The following is a 14,784-nucleotide window of genomic DNA, read 5'->3' as shown; positions in this document are numbered from 1 at the left end:
GCTCCTTAGAATAAACCGCTAGATTCATCGAGAATGTTATCAAGTGCTTTATCTACTTTGATATAAATTTCGTGCTCAATTTTTACGTTTAAATTGATATTGATGGGCTCGCTTGGTGCGGTAAGCTGTACTGTAGGGGTACAAGCACTGCTCATGAATGCGAGCACAAAAGCACTTAAGATTAAGCTAATGCGCATAAAATACCTCTTGTGTTAACGGTTTTCGAGACGTTCTCGAACACGCTTTTGGATGATCTCGCTGACTTGACCGCTGAGCTGGATACTAGCCAACAAGGCGGGTATATCGTCTTCAAGATTCACGTTTAAATGAATAGGCCGTCCTTTTTCAATATCTGGATTTTGCCCCTTTAAGCGAATTTTTAATGTGAGTTTACCGGATTGGTCGTAACTTAACCCGCTGGTGAGGTGATTAAAGTGAAAATCATCTAAAGCATCGGCCACAATGGCCATGGCAGGGTTGCTTTTGCCTAATGCTTGAATTTTTTCTGATTGAAAGCGCAGTACCCCAGGGCCGCGGGCTTCCAGTTGACCGGCCTGGATATAAATTTCGTTTTGATCAAAGTAGATCGGCAAGAGTCCGTCGATGGTACCGTTACCGGCTAAACCTTCTGCTGGATAGACTCGAAACAGCTCTTCCAATTCCAGACCTTTAATATGCAGCAATAGTTTTTGTGAGCGACGTAGGTTCAGTTCTTGCTCGTCAATCCAAACCCTGCCATTGAGTAGTTTCGCTTGGAGTTTATGCCAGCTGGCAACTCCTTGGGATAGGTTATTCAGATCGCCACGATAGCTAGCATCACTCAATTGGATGGAACTCAATGGTACGCCAGGATCAAGGGCGCCGATGTCGAGGTGTGGAATGTATAGTTTAAAATTTTCACCATTAAGTTGGAGGTTGAAGTTCAGGTTTAAATTTTCAAGCTCACTGCGATTGGCAATACCGCTGAGACCTTTGCCACTACCTCGAACAGTCAGTTGCAGGGGGCTTTGGTTGGGTAGAGTAAAGTTAATTTGGCTATGTATGTGCCCCTTATTCAGAAGAATGATTTCAGGCCAGTCGGTAAAGGTTTTTTGTAGGACATTATCATTATGAAAAGAAAGTTCTTGTGGAGTGATGCTGCCTGTTATAGCTGTGTTCTGTATATGGATATTGCTTGTCAGGTGAAGACCCTGTTGGTTGCTGAGTGTACCTGTGAATTGTAGTCGAGGTAGTTGGCCATTGATGTGTCCCTGCAGATCCCAATCTTGTTTGTGTAGTCGGTTTGAACTCAATTGAGTGAGGCTTAAACGAATAGGGCTGCTTAGCTTCAATTGTTCTGGGGTGCGGGTATGTCCTGACAAGAGTAATTGAGCGAGTTGCACCTTGGCCTGCTGAGCTTGGCCAAGATCGCGAAAGCTGAGTGACTGGGTATGGACTTGAGTATCTTGAGCAAATTGCAAACTGAATGTTTGTGCGTTTGCATGCGCACTCAGGTGGACATTGGCTTTGACTTGTTGAGCGATAAAAGTATGATCGGCAACCTTGTCGGCTTGTATTTTAAGTTGTGTATTTTGTAATTGAGCCTGCCACTCTTGACCTGCTGTAACCTCTGTAGCACTAGATAGCTTTAAATTGAGTCGGTTAAATCGAGTTTGGTCAAAGGTTCCAATGAGATCACGAGCGGTTGTTTGAACAGTGAATTGTAGAGGGGCCTCGTATGGGAGCTTAAACTCGAGGTGACTGTGCAAATGACCACTATTTAATACGAGGGCATCCGGCCAGACGGTAAAGGTTTTTTGTAATGGATTGCCGGTATTGAAAGTTATTTCATTTAAGCTTAAATAGCCTTGTATTGAATCTGTTAGTGGTTGAGCTTGCCCTGTAAGTTGGAGGCCGTATTGACCGTTGAGTTGAGCCTCGACTTTCAGTTTTGGCAATAGGCCGCTCACTGAGCCGGCAAAGATCCAATCTTGGTTGTGTAATGGAGCTGCAGTAAGCTGGGTGATCTGCCCGTGAAATGTGCTTGTAAGCTGACCTTTATCGAGTTCTTGATAGGGGACATGTAAGTCAAATGCAGTTAGCTCGAGTGTAATGTTCTGTGCTTGGCCAACTTCCTGAAGTTGGAGCTGTTCTGCTTTAAGCGTTGCATGTTCCATTAACGCTAAGTGAAATCCTTGTGTGTCGGCGCGAGCGGTAAATTGACCATCCAATTGTAGTTGTTCGGCCTGTAGCTGAGGGTTTGAGAATGCATTCAGATGTGCTGATAACTGACCATTACGTAGTTCGCCAACCCAGTTTGTTGTATGTTGTAAATCTAATATCCCGCTAAGCTTTAGGCGGGTAGGGCCTAAAGTTTTGAGTAGCACAGAAAGCTGTTGCTGATTAGTTCCATTTGTTCTGTAATCAGGATGGGTTTGAATTGTGGCTTGTAATTGCTCAGGGCGTAACTCAGGGGGTATGTTTCCGAACCAGTGAGCGGGTATGTTTTTTAAAGTGAAAGAGGTTTCGAGTAAGCGAGGTTGCCAGATAAGGCCGCAGTGACTGGCTTGTAGGTTTAGGTTGCCTTGTAAGAGGCCTAAGTCGGTGATCTGAGCCTCAATTCTTGTGAGTTGAACTTCTTGTGGAAGCCATTTATATAAAGCGTTAGACAAGACAAGTGGTTCTGTTTCTGTTGCCTCATTAGGGTTTGTCAAAGGCCAGTAGGCTTGTAGGTGGTCGATCTCTAAGCGTCTGATAGGAAACTTGTGTCGTGTCCAATAGAGGCGCAGATTGTTGAGTTCTATTTGTTTTAGGTTAGAGCCTTGAGCGCGTAATTTGATTTTTATATTGCTAGCGCTAAAGCCATCTAGGTGCCAACGAGGGTGTTCCCATTGAAACTCAATATCTTGTTTGTCTAAGAGCCAAGGTAGTGTGTAGGGAAAGGTTAAAACAGCAATCACTGACATTGAAACAATTACTGTGCAGGCAATCATTAAGCGTCTGAACCATCTGGGTTTTGGAATCGCTTGATTGGTGTCAGTAGAAGTATCTGCTGGAGTGTTCATGGACGGATGCCCGTGATAGTTAAGAGGTTAAAATAGTTTAGCAGTTATGCTGAGTAAACGTTCATTTATGGCTAGAAGGTGAAGCGGACGCCGGTAACGGTTTACCCAGATATGTGAAATAGTTTTTGTGCTGCTAAAGATAAACTGACTGACAGCAACATAATGGCAAAAATGCGCTGTAAAACAGGGCCTCCTAGGTGTTGTGCTAAACGATTGCCGATTAATACACCAATAACACCGCCAGCACCTAGACCAGTAAGCAATTGTAGTTGTGGTTGTGCTGTGGAGAGATAAATAAAGAATCCAGCACTAGAGACAATAGCAATTACGGCCATGGAGGTCGCTGTAGCGGCTAGCATTGAAAGTGGGCTAAACCATAAAAGTGCTGGAACAATCAAAAAGCCGCCGCCTACCCCCATTAAACCGGATAAAACACCGACCCATAGCCCAATAAAGATCAGCATGCCCCGATTGAGTGATCTTTTATCAGCTACTTCAGGCAGGCTAGCGTTATTCCACATGCGCCAAGCCGACCAGAGTACTAGTGCGCAGAAACCTAAAACTAACCAGAATTCACTGATCCATTGGCCAAGCTGTTGGCCAATCCAACTGCCAGGCAGGCCGCTGATGGTAAGGAGAATTACTGGTGTAATGTGGACATCGCCAGAGCGCCAACGACCGAGAGCCCCGATCAAAGCAGATAAACCAACTGCACCTAAGCTGACGCCAATGGCATCACGTAACGGTAAGTGCAGGCTGAGGAGTAAAGGTAAAGCTACAAGTGAGCCACCTGCTCCAGTTAAACCTAAGAGGGTGCCCAGCAGTAAGCCAATACCTAATGCTTCGTAAATAATGCTGTCCAAGGTTTAGTCCATTTACTGTAGATGAGTGTTTAGTGTACGGGTTTCAAAGGCTTGGTAAAAGTCACCTAGGCTAGAGAGGTTGTAAGACTTAAGCTGTTCAAGGTATACGTTGAATATATATACAAAATTACGACACGTTTGCAGCGAAGTCTTAAATAGCTTTGGGTACAATGGGCGTTTGTTTTCTTTTGATCCTGAGGTTGTGGTTACTGTATTGTTAGGTGAGGAGCAGATATATGGGTGTTAATCATCAGCCGCGACAGCGTTGCTTGCAATGCATTCGCCCTATGAGCCATTGTTTATGTCATTTGCTTCCCAGTTTATCCAGTCGCACGCGTATTTTGGTTATACAGCACCCTGATGAAGCTAAACATGCTCTAAATACTGCGCGTTTTGTTGTTTTAGGGTTGCGTAATGCACGTTTAGTGATTGCTGAGCATGTGGATAATCTCGAATATTATTTAGAGCAGTCTGATTACCAACCTTGTATTTTGTTCCCTGGTGTTCAGGCGCTGGAGTTGACAGCTTATACATCCGAGCAGAAGCCTTTATTGTTAGTCGTACCTGATGGCACTTGGCGTAAAGCGCGAAAAATTCTATACGCAAACCCAATACTGGAAACTTTACCAAGAGTGACTTTTCCTAGAGGTTATAGTAGTCGTTATCGGTTACGCAAAGCCCCTTATGAAGAGTCTTTAGCTACTGTGGAGGCGGTTACTCATGCATTGGAGGTGTTAGAGCCGCAAACTGACTTTAGCCCGTTGCTACGACCTTTTGACGCCTTGATTGAAGGGCAAATTCAAGCCATGGGAATTGAAACTTATCAGCGTAATCATGTCGATGTAAAAAATAATAATTAAAAAATCTTTAAAGCAGTCCCTTGGTTGTGGCGTCCCAATCTATTTATTAGGAGAAGCTTAATGAATTTTCATACACGTAAGTGGGTTAAACCTGAAGATTTGAATCCAAATGGTACTTTATTTGGTGGTAGTTTATTACGTTGGATCGATGAAGAGGCGGCCATTTATGCCATTGTTCAGTTGGGTAATCACAAGGTTGTAACTAAGCTGATTTCAGAAGTGAATTTTGTGAGCTCAGCTCAGCAGGGCGATATTATTGAGTTGGGGATTACGGCTACAGCTTTTGGTCGCACATCTATTACTTTGCGCTGTGTCGTACGTAACAAGATTACTCATAAAAACATTTTGACCATTGAGCGTATGGTGTTTGTAAATATCGGGCCTGATGGTAAACCTGCACCACATGGTAAGACTGAGATCAGTTATAGTCATGAGCGTATTTTGCAAGAGCTAGGTAAGGTGGGAGAGAGTTAGTGCAACTGACCTTTTGCATGATTCCCTTTATTGTGCAAAAGGTCAGTTGAAACAGGCTTAAACGTTAAATCTAAAGTGCATTACATCGCCATCTTTAACGATGTATTCTTTACCTTCTAGGCGCCATTTACCTGCTTCTTTAGCACCTGCCTCGCCTTTATATTGTACGAAATCTTCGTAAGAAATAACTTCAGCGCGAATAAAACCTTTTTCAAAATCGGTATGGATCGCTGCTGCAGCGCGTGGAGCAGTTGCACCAACTTTAGTGGTCCATGCGCGAACTTCTTTGACGCCTGCAGTAAAGTAGGTTTGCAAGTCCAGTAGCTCGTATCCAGCGCGAATCACACGGTTTAATCCGGGCTCTTCGAGGCCAAGGGCTTCGAGAAACATGTCTTTTTCTTCACCATCATCGAGCTCAGCAATTTCAGCCTCGATTTTGTTGCATACAGGTACTACGGGCGCACCTTCTTCTTTGGCGATGGTATGAACAATATCTAAGAATGGGTTGTTTTCAAAACCATCTTCAGCCACGTTGGCAATGTACATAACAGGCTTGGTGGTTAATAGGTGGAAGCCACGGACTAGACGGTTTTCCTCTTCGCTCCAGTCTTTGATTAAAGAGCGGGCTGGTTTGCCTTCAGTGAAGTGAGCAATCAATTGTTCAAGTAGGTTTTTTTGCGCAACGGCTTCTTTATCGCCGCCCTTGGCGTTACGGGCGACACGCTGTAGTTGCTTTTCACAGCTTTCTAAGTCAGCGAAGATTAATTCCAAATCGATGATTTCGATGTCACGCTTTGGGTCAACAGAGTTAGACACGTGGATTACGTTGTCATCTTCAAAACAACGTACAACGTGAGCAATTGCGTCGGTTTCACGAATGTTAGCTAAGAATTTATTGCCCAGTCCTTCACCTTTGGATGCGCCTTCAACAAGGCCTGCAATATCAACAAACTCCATGGTGGTAGGTAGCACCCGTTCAGGCTGAACAATATCAGCTAGTGGGCCTAAACGGGGATCAGGTACGGCTACAATACCGGTGTTTGGTTCGATGGTGCAGAACGGAAAATTTTCCGCTGCAATGCCAGATTTGGTTAAGGCGTTAAATAGGGTCGACTTGCCAACGTTGGGCAAACCTACGATACCGCAGTTAAATCCCATGATGAGTCCCTCGGGAAAAAAAGAATCAAGCCTTTTGGCTATGTAGCTGCTGCATTGCGCGGGAGAAATTACCGTCAAGGAGGTCAGGCAGTACGCCAAGGGCGAATTCGATACTGGTGAGTGTAAGCTCTTGTTCGTTGCGTGGTGCTCGGCCTAAAACATAATTTGATACTTGGCTGCTATGGCCCGGATGTCCAATACCAATACGCAAACGATGAAAGTTTTTTTGATTGGCGAGGCAGGCAATAATATCGCGCAAACCATTGTGCCCGCCATGTCCACCGCCTTGTTTGAGTTTGGCAACGCCAGGTGGCATGTCTAACTCATCATGTGCGACCAGAATTTCTTCAGGTTTTATTCTGAAAAAATTGGCAAGGGCGGCAACGGCTTGACCACTACGATTCATGTAGGTGGTCGGAATTAATAAACGTACATCACGGCCTTGATAGTTTAGTTTTCCGGTTAAACCGAAATATTTTTTATCAAAGCTTAAATTGACGCCGTATTTTTCAGCAAGACGCTCAACAAAAAAAGCTCCCGCGTTATGCCGAGTCTGGTCGTATTCTGGGCCAGGGTTACCTAAGCCAACGATCAGTTTTACAGCATTCACTACAGGAGCTCCTTATTCTTTTTAGGTCAGCAGTGAGAAATTACTTCTCTTCTGCTGCACCTTCAGAGTCAGCAGCTTCTGCTGGCTGATCCTGATCTTCGTCACTTACTTCTTCAACGCGGGCGGGGCTTACAGTTACAACTGCTAGGTTGTTTTCGTGCTCAAGAGCAGTGAATTCAACGCCTTTAGGTGCTTTGATATCTGATAAGTGTAAGGTTTCGTTCAGATCTAACTCTTTTACGTCAACTTCAATGAAGTCTGGTAAGTCTTGTGGTAAGCAAGTAACTTCGATTTCTGTTGCAAGACGGAAAATATCACCACCACCAATCTTAACACCAACGCAATCGTTCTCGTTAACAAGTTCGACAGGCACAATTGTAGTCAGTTTTTGACCTGCGATAACGCGAACAAAGTCAGCGTGTAGCACAAAGCCTTTAGCTGGATGACGTTGCAAGTCTTTGATAAGAACATTTTCTTTAGCACCGTCAATGTTCAGCGATAGAATGCTACTGAACGCAGCGTCGTTGAGTAACAATTTAGCTACTTCACGGTTTTCTAAGCTCACTAGTGCTGGGGCTTTATCGCCACCGTAGACAACAGCTGGAATCAGACTCGCGTCACGACGTAGGCGGCGGCTCGCACCTTTCCCTAAATCGTTACGCGCTTTTGCGTTTAGAGTAAATTCGCTCATGTATGTTTCTCTCCAAATGAACAACTACACTCACCAACTTGCGACCAGTGATGAGCGGGTTGTGAAAGCCTAATTATCAGTTAGGCGGTAGTTGATTGCGCAATATTCAGCGGAACATTGCACTAATCGATTCTTCATTACTGATTCGGCGTACAGCTTCAGCAACTACAGGTGCAATGTCGAGTTGACGAATGCGTGGGCAGGCTTGAGCTGCAGCGGACAGTGGAATAGTGTTGGTGACTACAATCTCATCAAGCAGTGAGTTTTCGATATTTTCGATCGCTCGGCCCGATAGTATTGGGTGAGTGCAATACGCTAAAACTTGCGATGCGCCACGCTCTTTAAGTGCTTTAGCTGCAGTGCAAAGGGTTCCTGCTGTGTCAACCATGTCGTCAACTAGAATGCACGTACGGTCTTGAACATCACCGATAATATGCATTACTTCCGACTGGTTTGCTTTAGGGCGACGCTTGTCAATAATAGCAAGGTCAACGCCTAAGGCCTTGGCTACAGCTCGGGCACGAACAACACCGCCGATATCTGGAGAAACAATCATGAGGTTTTCAAAGCGCTGAGTATGGATATCATCCACTAACACTGGAGAACCGTAGATATTATCTACTGGGATATCAAAGAAACCTTGAATTTGGTCAGCATGCAAGTCGACAGTGAGTACGCGGTCAACGCCAACACCTGACAGCATATCAGCAACTACTTTAGCGCTAATAGCTACACGAGCTGAACGTGGACGACGGTCTTGACGAGCATAACCGAAGTAAGGAATCACGGCAGTGATGCGTGACGCCGAAGAGCGGCGGAAAGCATCAATCATTACGATGAGTTCCATGAGGTTATCATTGGTCGGTGCGCAGGTTGGTTGTATTAAGAATACATCCTTACCACGAACGTTCTCGTTGATTTCCACACTGACTTCACCGTCAGAGAATTTACCGATCGAAGCATCGCCCAATGGAATATACAATTGTGCTGCTACACGGCGAGCGAGGTCGGGGTTTGCGTTCCCCGTAAAGATCATCATCTTGGACACGCGCAGTACCTGTTTACTGAGGGTGGGCCTGACGAAAAAAACCTTCGTGCTTTCGCGATCAACGCGAAACCACGAAGGTTTCGTAATGTGGCAGGGGCGGCTGGATTCGAACCAACGCATGGCAGGATCAAAACCTGCTGCCTTACCGCTTGGCGACGCCCCTGTAGAGTTTTACATTTTAAAAATGTAGAACAATCAGTGTTCAGATAAGTTTTGCAGTGTTCGGTGCAACATCGAAATGTTAGCTCCTTTTGCTACAAAGCTTTGTAGTTTCTCTGAAATCTGGTTGGCTACTATAGCAGCTTGTTCTTCGTTTGGGAAGCCCCCAAATAAACAACTTCCAGTTCCAGTTAATCGAGCATCAACATAATTATTGAGCAAGATCAAAGCATTACGTACTTCTGGGTAATGCTTCTCAACTACTGCTTGGCAGTCGTTGTGTTGACTGCTTTGCTTGAGAACGGTGCGTATATTAGTCATGGGCGTGTTGCGTGTCAACCCTTTATCTGAAAAAATTTTTTCTGTGCTGATTGATACAGGTGGTACAGCAACTAAATACCAGGATTCTGGCAGTTCTACAGGTTGTAATTTTTCACCTACACCTTCGGCAAATGCAGCGCGGCCTTTCACAAAAACTGGGATATCTGCACCGAGTGTTAGGCCTAAATCTGCTAATGCATCTAAAGATAGTCGAGTTTGCCACAGATGGTTCAGACCTACGAGTGTTGTGGCAGCATTGGAGCTGCCGCCACCGATACCACCTCCTATGGGAAGTTTTTTGTCGAGCCAAATATCAGCTCCTAGGTGACAATGGCTATTGTGTTGCAATAAGCGTGCAGCTCGGACAATTAAATTGTTGTCATGAGCTACACCGTCAACAGGTGTGTGCAGAATAATTTTTCCGTCATCACGAGCGCTGAAATGTAAAGTGTCGGCGTAATCCAAAAACTGGAATAAGGTTTGTAGTAAGTGATAGCCATCATCACGGCGACCAACAATGTGCAGCATTAAATTTAGTTTTGCTGGGGCCGGAAGGCTGAGTTGGGCGTTATCTTTGCTGGGAGGTGTAGTGGTTGTTAGGGTGGCATTATGCATCATAATTACTGACCTAGCTGTCGAGCGTTCCATTCTTTTATGACTAAAGTGATATTCAAACCTGCCCCCTCTAGACGAATGCGCTCAGGTAGCTGCATGCCGCTTTCATCACGGTAACTTAAGTAGTGAATGGTCCACAGGCTTTGCTCTAGTTGGTTTAATAGGTTGTTACTGTCCAGTTGAATTTTGCTGGGGCTATTAGGGGCAGGTAAACCGCGTACCCACCACAGTAAATGCTCTACCGGTAAGCTCCAACCCAATTGTTGTTGCATTAAAGCTTCAGCTGAGTGTGCTTCATAAACACCACGGTTTGCTATGGTTAAGTTGACGGCACCTTGACGGCCGGTGAGTCGCGTTGAGCCTTGGCCGAGGGGGCCTGATAAGCGAATATCAAAGTAGTCTTGTCGTTGCAGCCAAAATAAAACAGCACTGCCAGACTCTTGTTCACTGCGTATACCAATTTTACCGCTGATTTGCCATGCATCGACGGGAGTGAGTATCTGTTTATGGGCTTGCCATGAGTTGGCTTGTCCCTTGTCACCCAGGTATTCATTAGATGAAAAGTGTTTGCAACCGCTTAGGATTAGGATGAGGCTCAATATAATAAAGCGCGAAAAACACATACTTGTTTAGTCCTTGTTGGTCAGGCGTTGGATTGTTTCCAATAACACAGCATCATTAGGTTGGTTAGCTAGTGCTTGGTTCCAAACTTGGCGAGCTTCACGCTGTTTATTTTGCTGCCATAATACCTCGCCGAGGTGGGCTGCGACCTCAGCGTCTGGAAAGGCATCAAAGGCTTCACGTAATAAGCGCTCGGCTGTAGCAAGATCGCCTAGGCGGTAGTAAACCCAGCCGAGGCTATCTGTGATGGCTGCGTCATAGGGCTCTAATTCATGTGCTTGTTCGATCAGTTGGCGCGCTTCCTCTAAGCGATCTGTCCGGTCTGCTAAGGTATAACCGAGAGCATTTAAGGCCATGGCGTTATTGGGATCGTCCTCAATTATGAGACGTAAATCGTGTTCAAATTGAGGTAGGTCATCACGCTTATCGGCAACCATGGCGCGAGTGTACAATAGGCTGGGGTTGTTGGGGTGGTCTTGTAGCGCCTGATTGATGCGTACCCATGCTGTTTGTGTATGGCCGTTGCTGGCTAATGCTTCGGCCTCAATGAGGTGCAGTTGTATGGCAACGTCAGGTCGTGCAGAGCGTTGTTCGTTAAAGTGGGTGGCGCTTTCTCGTAGACGGCCGTCGTTTAATAAAAGTGTGATAATGCGCTGTTGAGCGGGTAAGTAGTTGTTGCCGACGAATACAGCGGAATATGCATTTAAAGCTTGTTCGGTATCGTTGAGCTCTTCGTAAACCTGCCCTAGGTTGTATTGGGCTGCATTTATATGACTTCCGCGTAAAATGAGTTCTTCAAGGTAGGCTTGAGCTTCGCGCCAGGCTTTAAGGTCCATATTAATCAAGGCTAAAGAAAAACGTAGATCGTCATCGCTAGGTGATTGTTGGAGTAGCTCGATAAACTCGGCACGACCTTCTTCAAAACGGTTGAGCTCAATAAATTGGCGAGCATAGGTAATGCGTAAACGGCCGTCTTCAGGGTTGTCTTCAAGTGCGCGGCGTAGTAAAGGCAAGGCTTCTTCGCCACGACCAAGCTGGCTTAATAAGCGTGCTCTCAGTAAAATTGTTGCTGCAGTAGCATTCTTTTTGGACTGTTTTTCTAACAGTGTTAACGCATCTGCTTTACGGTCATCTTGACTGAGCAATATTGCTTTACTGAAAACTAGCTGTTGGTTTTGTGGGTATTTAATAAGTAAATGATCAAAGCTTTGTAAAAGAGCACGAATGTTTTTTTGATCTGACTGTGCTGCAGATAAAGCAAGGAAGTCGAATTGGGTGTCACCTTGGGCGATGAGTACTTTTTCCATGTACTGCATAGCTTCTTCATAGCGTTGAGCTTGAGCAAGTTGGATGGCTGCAGAACGCTGAGCTTCTAAACTATCAGGTGCTGCATTTGCCCAAGCTAGAGCATTATCCAAAGCGCGTTGCTCTTCACCTAGATATTCAGCAATACGGAAGGCGCGTTCTGCTACACCTGGGTCACCGGTGATTTGTGCTTGCTGGCTATAATTTTTTGAGGCGATATCAAAGCGGTCGCGTTGACCGGCAATTTCAGCGGTAAGCAGGCTGATTAAAGTGTCTGTAGAAAAGTCAGTAGTCTTAGTGACTGTGCTACTGGTTTGTGTCAGAGGCAGTGGATCTGTATCGTTTGCGGGAGAATTGTTTTCAGGTGCCAAGCTTTGGCAAGCTGACAATATTAAACTGATTGAAATAAGGCTAATATATTTATTCATAAGTACAAGGCAAGACAAGTTAGAATAGCTGCATCATGACACAAGCAGAGGCAACACGCGCGTCTCTGACTTTATGTTCTAACGAAAAATGCGTGGGCAAGCGACCGAATTTGCATGTGATAGTCTAAAATATATGCTTTTTCTTACACTTTGTGTTGTGTTTTGTATGGGGAGGTTGTTCTGAAGGCTTTGAAGTAGGACAATTGCCCGCTTTAAATCTCCTTTAGCGACGATGCATGGCTTTTATAGCACTTGGAATTAATCATAAATCAGCTTCTGTAGCAGTCCGCGAGCGCGTGGCGTTTGGTCCTGAGCAAATGACAGAGGCGTTGCGTCAGCTGTGTCAAGTTGTCGGGAGTCGCGAGTCAGCGATTCTATCGACTTGTAACCGCAGCGAGTTGTATTTAGAAATGGAGCACGGGAAACCGCAAGCTGTGCTTGAATGGTTGGCACAGTTTCATAGTGTTCCGGTAGAAGACTTACAAGCGTGCGCTTATGTGCACCAAGATGATCAAGCGATACGCCACATGATGCGTGTTGCTTGTGGTTTAGATTCTTTAGTTTTAGGTGAACCACAGATTCTTGGGCAAATTAAGGATGCTTATGAAACTGCGCGGGAGGCTGGCACTTTAGGGCCTTTGCTTGGGCGTTTATTCCAAGCTACTTTTAGTACAGCAAAAACTGTGCGTACAGATACAGCCATTGGTGAAAATCCAGTGTCTGTAGCTTTTGCAGCAGTGAGCTTAGCTCGTCAAATTTTTACTGATTTAAGTCAGAGTCAAGCTTTGCTTGTAGGGGCTGGTGAGACGATCACTTTGGTCGCACGGCATTTGCATGAGCAAGGTGTAAAAAATATTGTAGTTGCTAACCGGACTTTAGAGCGGGCTAAGCTGTTAGCTGATGAATTCTCTGGGCAGGCCATTGTCTTGGCTGATATGCCGGACGCACTTATTAAAAGCGATATTGTGATCAGTTCTACTGCAAGCCAGTTACCAGTTTTAGGTAAAGGTGCGGTGGAGCGTGCACTGAAATTACGTAAGCATAAGCCAATGTTTATGGTTGATATTGCTGTACCGCGTGATATTGAGCCGCAAGTAGGTGAGTTGGATGATGTTTACTTATATAGCGTTGATGACCTGCATGAGGTTGTTGCGGAAAACTTAAAAAGCAGGCAAGGAGCTGCTCAGGCAGCTGAGGATCTGGTTCTGCGCGGTACTGCTGATTTTATGCAGCGTTTACGTGAGCTAGAAGCTGTTGATGTCTTGCGTGCTTACCGCCAGCAAGGAGAGCGCTTGCGTGATGAAGAGTTGGCACGGGTACAGCGTGCGTTAGCCAACGGGACCTCGCCGGAAGATGCGTTAACGCAGCTGGCGCGCGGCTTAACCAATAAATTACTCCACACACCAAGTGTGCAAATAAAGCGTTTATCTGCCGACGGTCGGTGTGAAGCGCTGGCTATTGCGCAAGAATTATTTGGTTTAACAACAGGTGACTCGAATTAATGAAAGCGTCGTTAGTTAATCGTTTGGACCGCCTACAAGATCGCTTTGAAGAACTCACAGCATTGTTGGGCGATGCGCAGGTGATCACAGATCAGAATAAGTATCGTGAATACTCAAAAGAGTATGCGGAAGTAGAGCCTGTAGTGAAAAAGTTTCAAACGTGGCGCAAAATCAACAGTGATCTTGCAGAGGCTGAAACCTTACTTAAGGATGCGGATCCTGATGTTAGGGAAATGGCCGTTGATGAGGTGGCTGAGTGCCGTGAGACTTTAGAAAACATTGCTGAAGAATTACAACGTCTCATGTTGCCGAGAGATCCAAACGATGGGCGTAATGTTTTTCTTGAAATTCGTGCTGGAACGGGCGGCGATGAAGCAGCCATTTTTTCGGGTGACTTGATGCGTATGTATTTGCGTTACGCTGAAAATCAAGGTTGGCGGGTGGAGATTCTCTCTGAACACGGTGGTGAACACGGTGGTTATAAAGAAGTGATAGCTCGTGTTGAGGGAGATAATGTATACGGTAAATTAAAATTTGAATCAGGTGCGCATCGTGTACAGCGTGTGCCAGAAACTGAGTCTCAAGGCCGTGTGCATACATCTGCTTGTACGGTAGTGGTTTTGCCTGAGCCAGACGAACAGGATGCCATTGAAATTAATCCGGCTGATTTGCGTATTGATACTTACCGTGCGTCAGGAGCAGGTGGTCAGCACGTGAACAAGACAGACTCAGCCGTACGCATCACTCACTTGCCGAGTGGGATAGTAGTGGAATGTCAGGAAGAGCGTTCGCAGCATAAAAACCGTGCCCGTGCGATGGGATGGTTGGCTGCACGTTTAGAAGACCAACAAAGCAGTGCCGCTGCTCAGGAAATATCAGATACTCGACGTTCGTTAGTGGGTAGTGGCGACCGTTCTGAGCGCATTCGTACCTATAACTTTCCACAGGGTCGGGTTACCGAGCACCGTATTAATTTAACTTTGTATTCTTTGGCGGATGTGATGGATGGCGCTTTAGAGCAAATCATTGAACCGCTCTTATTAGAATACCAAGCTGATCAACTTGCTGCGCTAGGCGACTGATTC

14 protein-coding genes and 1 tRNA gene are annotated in these 14,784 nt (G+C 45.5%); 4 read left to right on the top strand and 11 right to left on the bottom strand.

The genetic code is table 11. The annotated features are described in order from the left end of the window. Nucleotides 1–5 precede the first annotated feature (5 nt). The 3 genes from TOI97_RS01020 to TOI97_RS01010 all read right to left on the bottom strand — a co-directional run bounded on the left by TOI97_RS01020 (nucleotide 6) and on the right by TOI97_RS01010 (nucleotide 3,907). Nucleotides 6–155 carry a YnbE family lipoprotein gene (locus tag TOI97_RS01020; protein WP_407651292.1) on the bottom strand — a complete coding sequence of 50 codons (150 nt, stop codon included), beginning with the start codon at nucleotides 153–155 and terminating at the stop codon, nucleotides 6–8. A 57-nt stretch (nucleotides 156–212) separates the two neighbouring features. Then, nucleotides 213–3,044 carry a YdbH domain-containing protein gene (locus TOI97_RS01015; protein WP_321552264.1) on the bottom strand — a complete coding sequence of 944 codons (2,832 nt, stop codon included), beginning with the start codon at nucleotides 3,042–3,044 and terminating at the stop codon, nucleotides 213–215. A 101-nt stretch (nucleotides 3,045–3,145) separates the two neighbouring features. Next, nucleotides 3,146–3,907 carry a sulfite exporter TauE/SafE family protein gene (locus TOI97_RS01010; protein ID WP_321552263.1) on the bottom strand — a complete coding sequence of 254 codons (762 nt, stop codon included), beginning with the start codon at nucleotides 3,905–3,907 and terminating at the stop codon, nucleotides 3,146–3,148. Between the two features lie 236 nt (nucleotides 3,908–4,143). Here TOI97_RS01010 and TOI97_RS01005 point away from each other — a divergent pair, with 236 nt between their 5' ends. After that, a complete protein-coding gene (locus TOI97_RS01005; protein WP_321552262.1) occupies nucleotides 4,144–4,767 on the top strand; it encodes a tRNA-uridine aminocarboxypropyltransferase in 624 nt (207 codons plus the stop codon). A gap of 60 nt (nucleotides 4,768–4,827) precedes the next feature. After that, complete coding sequence (locus tag TOI97_RS01000; RefSeq protein WP_321552261.1) at nucleotides 4,828–5,241, top strand: acyl-CoA thioesterase; 414 nt, start codon at nucleotides 4,828–4,830, stop codon at nucleotides 5,239–5,241. A 57-nt stretch (nucleotides 5,242–5,298) separates the two neighbouring features. Here TOI97_RS01000 and ychF read toward each other — a convergent pair whose 3' ends face one another. The 8 genes from ychF to TOI97_RS00960 form a co-directional block, all read right to left on the bottom strand. Then, the gene (gene ychF, locus TOI97_RS00995) at nucleotides 5,299–6,399 is read right to left on the bottom strand and encodes a redox-regulated ATPase YchF (protein ID WP_321552260.1); all 1,101 of its coding nucleotides are present in this window, start codon (nucleotides 6,397–6,399) and stop codon (nucleotides 5,299–5,301) included. Nucleotides 6,400–6,424: 25 nt separating this feature from the next. Then, the gene (gene pth / locus TOI97_RS00990; RefSeq protein WP_321552259.1) at nucleotides 6,425–7,009 is read right to left on the bottom strand and encodes an aminoacyl-tRNA hydrolase; all 585 of its coding nucleotides are present in this window, start codon (nucleotides 7,007–7,009) and stop codon (nucleotides 6,425–6,427) included. 40 nt (nucleotides 7,010–7,049) lie between these two features. Then, nucleotides 7,050–7,700, bottom strand: coding sequence for a 50S ribosomal protein L25/general stress protein Ctc (locus tag TOI97_RS00985; protein WP_321552258.1), 651 nt, complete (start codon nucleotides 7,698–7,700; stop codon nucleotides 7,050–7,052). Nucleotides 7,701–7,806: 106 nt separating this feature from the next. Continuing rightward, the gene (locus TOI97_RS00980; protein ID WP_321552257.1) at nucleotides 7,807–8,748 is read right to left on the bottom strand and encodes a ribose-phosphate pyrophosphokinase; all 942 of its coding nucleotides are present in this window, start codon (nucleotides 8,746–8,748) and stop codon (nucleotides 7,807–7,809) included. 88 nt (nucleotides 8,749–8,836) lie between these two features. Beyond that, nucleotides 8,837–8,911: transfer RNA gene (locus TOI97_RS00975), tRNA-Gln, on the bottom strand. Between the two features lie 32 nt (nucleotides 8,912–8,943). Next, entirely contained in the window at nucleotides 8,944–9,846 is a 903-nt protein-coding gene (gene ispE, locus TOI97_RS00970) for a 4-(cytidine 5'-diphospho)-2-C-methyl-D-erythritol kinase (RefSeq protein WP_321552256.1), read from the bottom strand. Nucleotides 9,847–9,848: 2 nt separating this feature from the next. Further along, nucleotides 9,849–10,466 (bottom strand): lipoprotein insertase outer membrane protein LolB, encoded by a 618-nt coding sequence (lolB, locus tag TOI97_RS00965; RefSeq protein ID WP_321552255.1) that lies wholly within the window; start codon nucleotides 10,464–10,466, stop codon nucleotides 9,849–9,851. Nucleotides 10,467–10,472: 6 nt separating this feature from the next. Further along, on the bottom strand, nucleotides 10,473–12,197 hold the full coding sequence (locus TOI97_RS00960) for a tetratricopeptide repeat protein (RefSeq protein WP_321552254.1): 1,725 nt from the start codon (nucleotides 12,195–12,197) through the stop codon (nucleotides 10,473–10,475). Between the two features lie 236 nt (nucleotides 12,198–12,433). Here TOI97_RS00960 and hemA point away from each other — a divergent pair, with 236 nt between their 5' ends. Beyond that, the gene (gene hemA, locus TOI97_RS00955; RefSeq protein ID WP_321552253.1) at nucleotides 12,434–13,699 is read left to right on the top strand and encodes a glutamyl-tRNA reductase; all 1,266 of its coding nucleotides are present in this window, start codon (nucleotides 12,434–12,436) and stop codon (nucleotides 13,697–13,699) included. Continuing rightward, nucleotides 13,699–14,781 (top strand): peptide chain release factor 1, encoded by a 1,083-nt coding sequence (gene prfA / locus TOI97_RS00950; RefSeq protein ID WP_321552252.1) that lies wholly within the window; start codon nucleotides 13,699–13,701, stop codon nucleotides 14,779–14,781. Before hemA ends, prfA begins: the two co-directional genes overlap by 1 nt. Nucleotides 14,782–14,784: the final 3 nt, after the last annotated feature.

Source organism: Denitrificimonas halotolerans (assembly GCF_034259425.1).
GTDB classification, from domain to species: Bacteria; Pseudomonadota; Gammaproteobacteria; order Pseudomonadales; family Pseudomonadaceae; genus Denitrificimonas; species Denitrificimonas halotolerans.
Note: the sequence above shows the minus strand (reverse complement) of the source record. Positions and strands in the feature narration are given on the sequence as shown.

What these genes read in the sequence shown, in the direction of transcription:
- hemA (WP_321552253.1), top strand. Translation starts at nt 12,434, where the DNA reads ATGGCTTTTATAGCACTTGGAATTAATCATAAATCAGCTTCTGTAGCA.
- TOI97_RS00985 (WP_321552258.1), bottom strand. Translation starts at nt 7,700, where the DNA reads ATGAGCGAATTTACTCTAAACGCAAAAGCGCGTAACGATTTAGGGAAA.
- TOI97_RS01005 (WP_321552262.1), top strand. Translation starts at nt 4,144, where the DNA reads ATGGGTGTTAATCATCAGCCGCGACAGCGTTGCTTGCAATGCATTCGC.
- ychF (WP_321552260.1), bottom strand. Translation starts at nt 6,399, where the DNA reads ATGGGATTTAACTGCGGTATCGTAGGTTTGCCCAACGTTGGCAAGTCG.
- TOI97_RS01000 (WP_321552261.1), top strand. Translation starts at nt 4,828, where the DNA reads ATGAATTTTCATACACGTAAGTGGGTTAAACCTGAAGATTTGAATCCA.
- prfA (WP_321552252.1), top strand. Translation starts at nt 13,699, where the DNA reads ATGAAAGCGTCGTTAGTTAATCGTTTGGACCGCCTACAAGATCGCTTT.
- TOI97_RS01015 (WP_321552264.1), bottom strand. Translation starts at nt 3,044, where the DNA reads ATGAACACTCCAGCAGATACTTCTACTGACACCAATCAAGCGATTCCA.
- lolB (WP_321552255.1), bottom strand. Translation starts at nt 10,466, where the DNA reads ATGTGTTTTTCGCGCTTTATTATATTGAGCCTCATCCTAATCCTAAGC.
- TOI97_RS00960 (WP_321552254.1), bottom strand. Translation starts at nt 12,197, where the DNA reads ATGAATAAATATATTAGCCTTATTTCAATCAGTTTAATATTGTCAGCT.
- TOI97_RS01020 (WP_407651292.1), bottom strand. Translation starts at nt 155, where the DNA reads ATGAGCAGTGCTTGTACCCCTACAGTACAGCTTACCGCACCAAGCGAG.
- ispE (WP_321552256.1), bottom strand. Translation starts at nt 9,846, where the DNA reads ATGATGCATAATGCCACCCTAACAACCACTACACCTCCCAGCAAAGAT.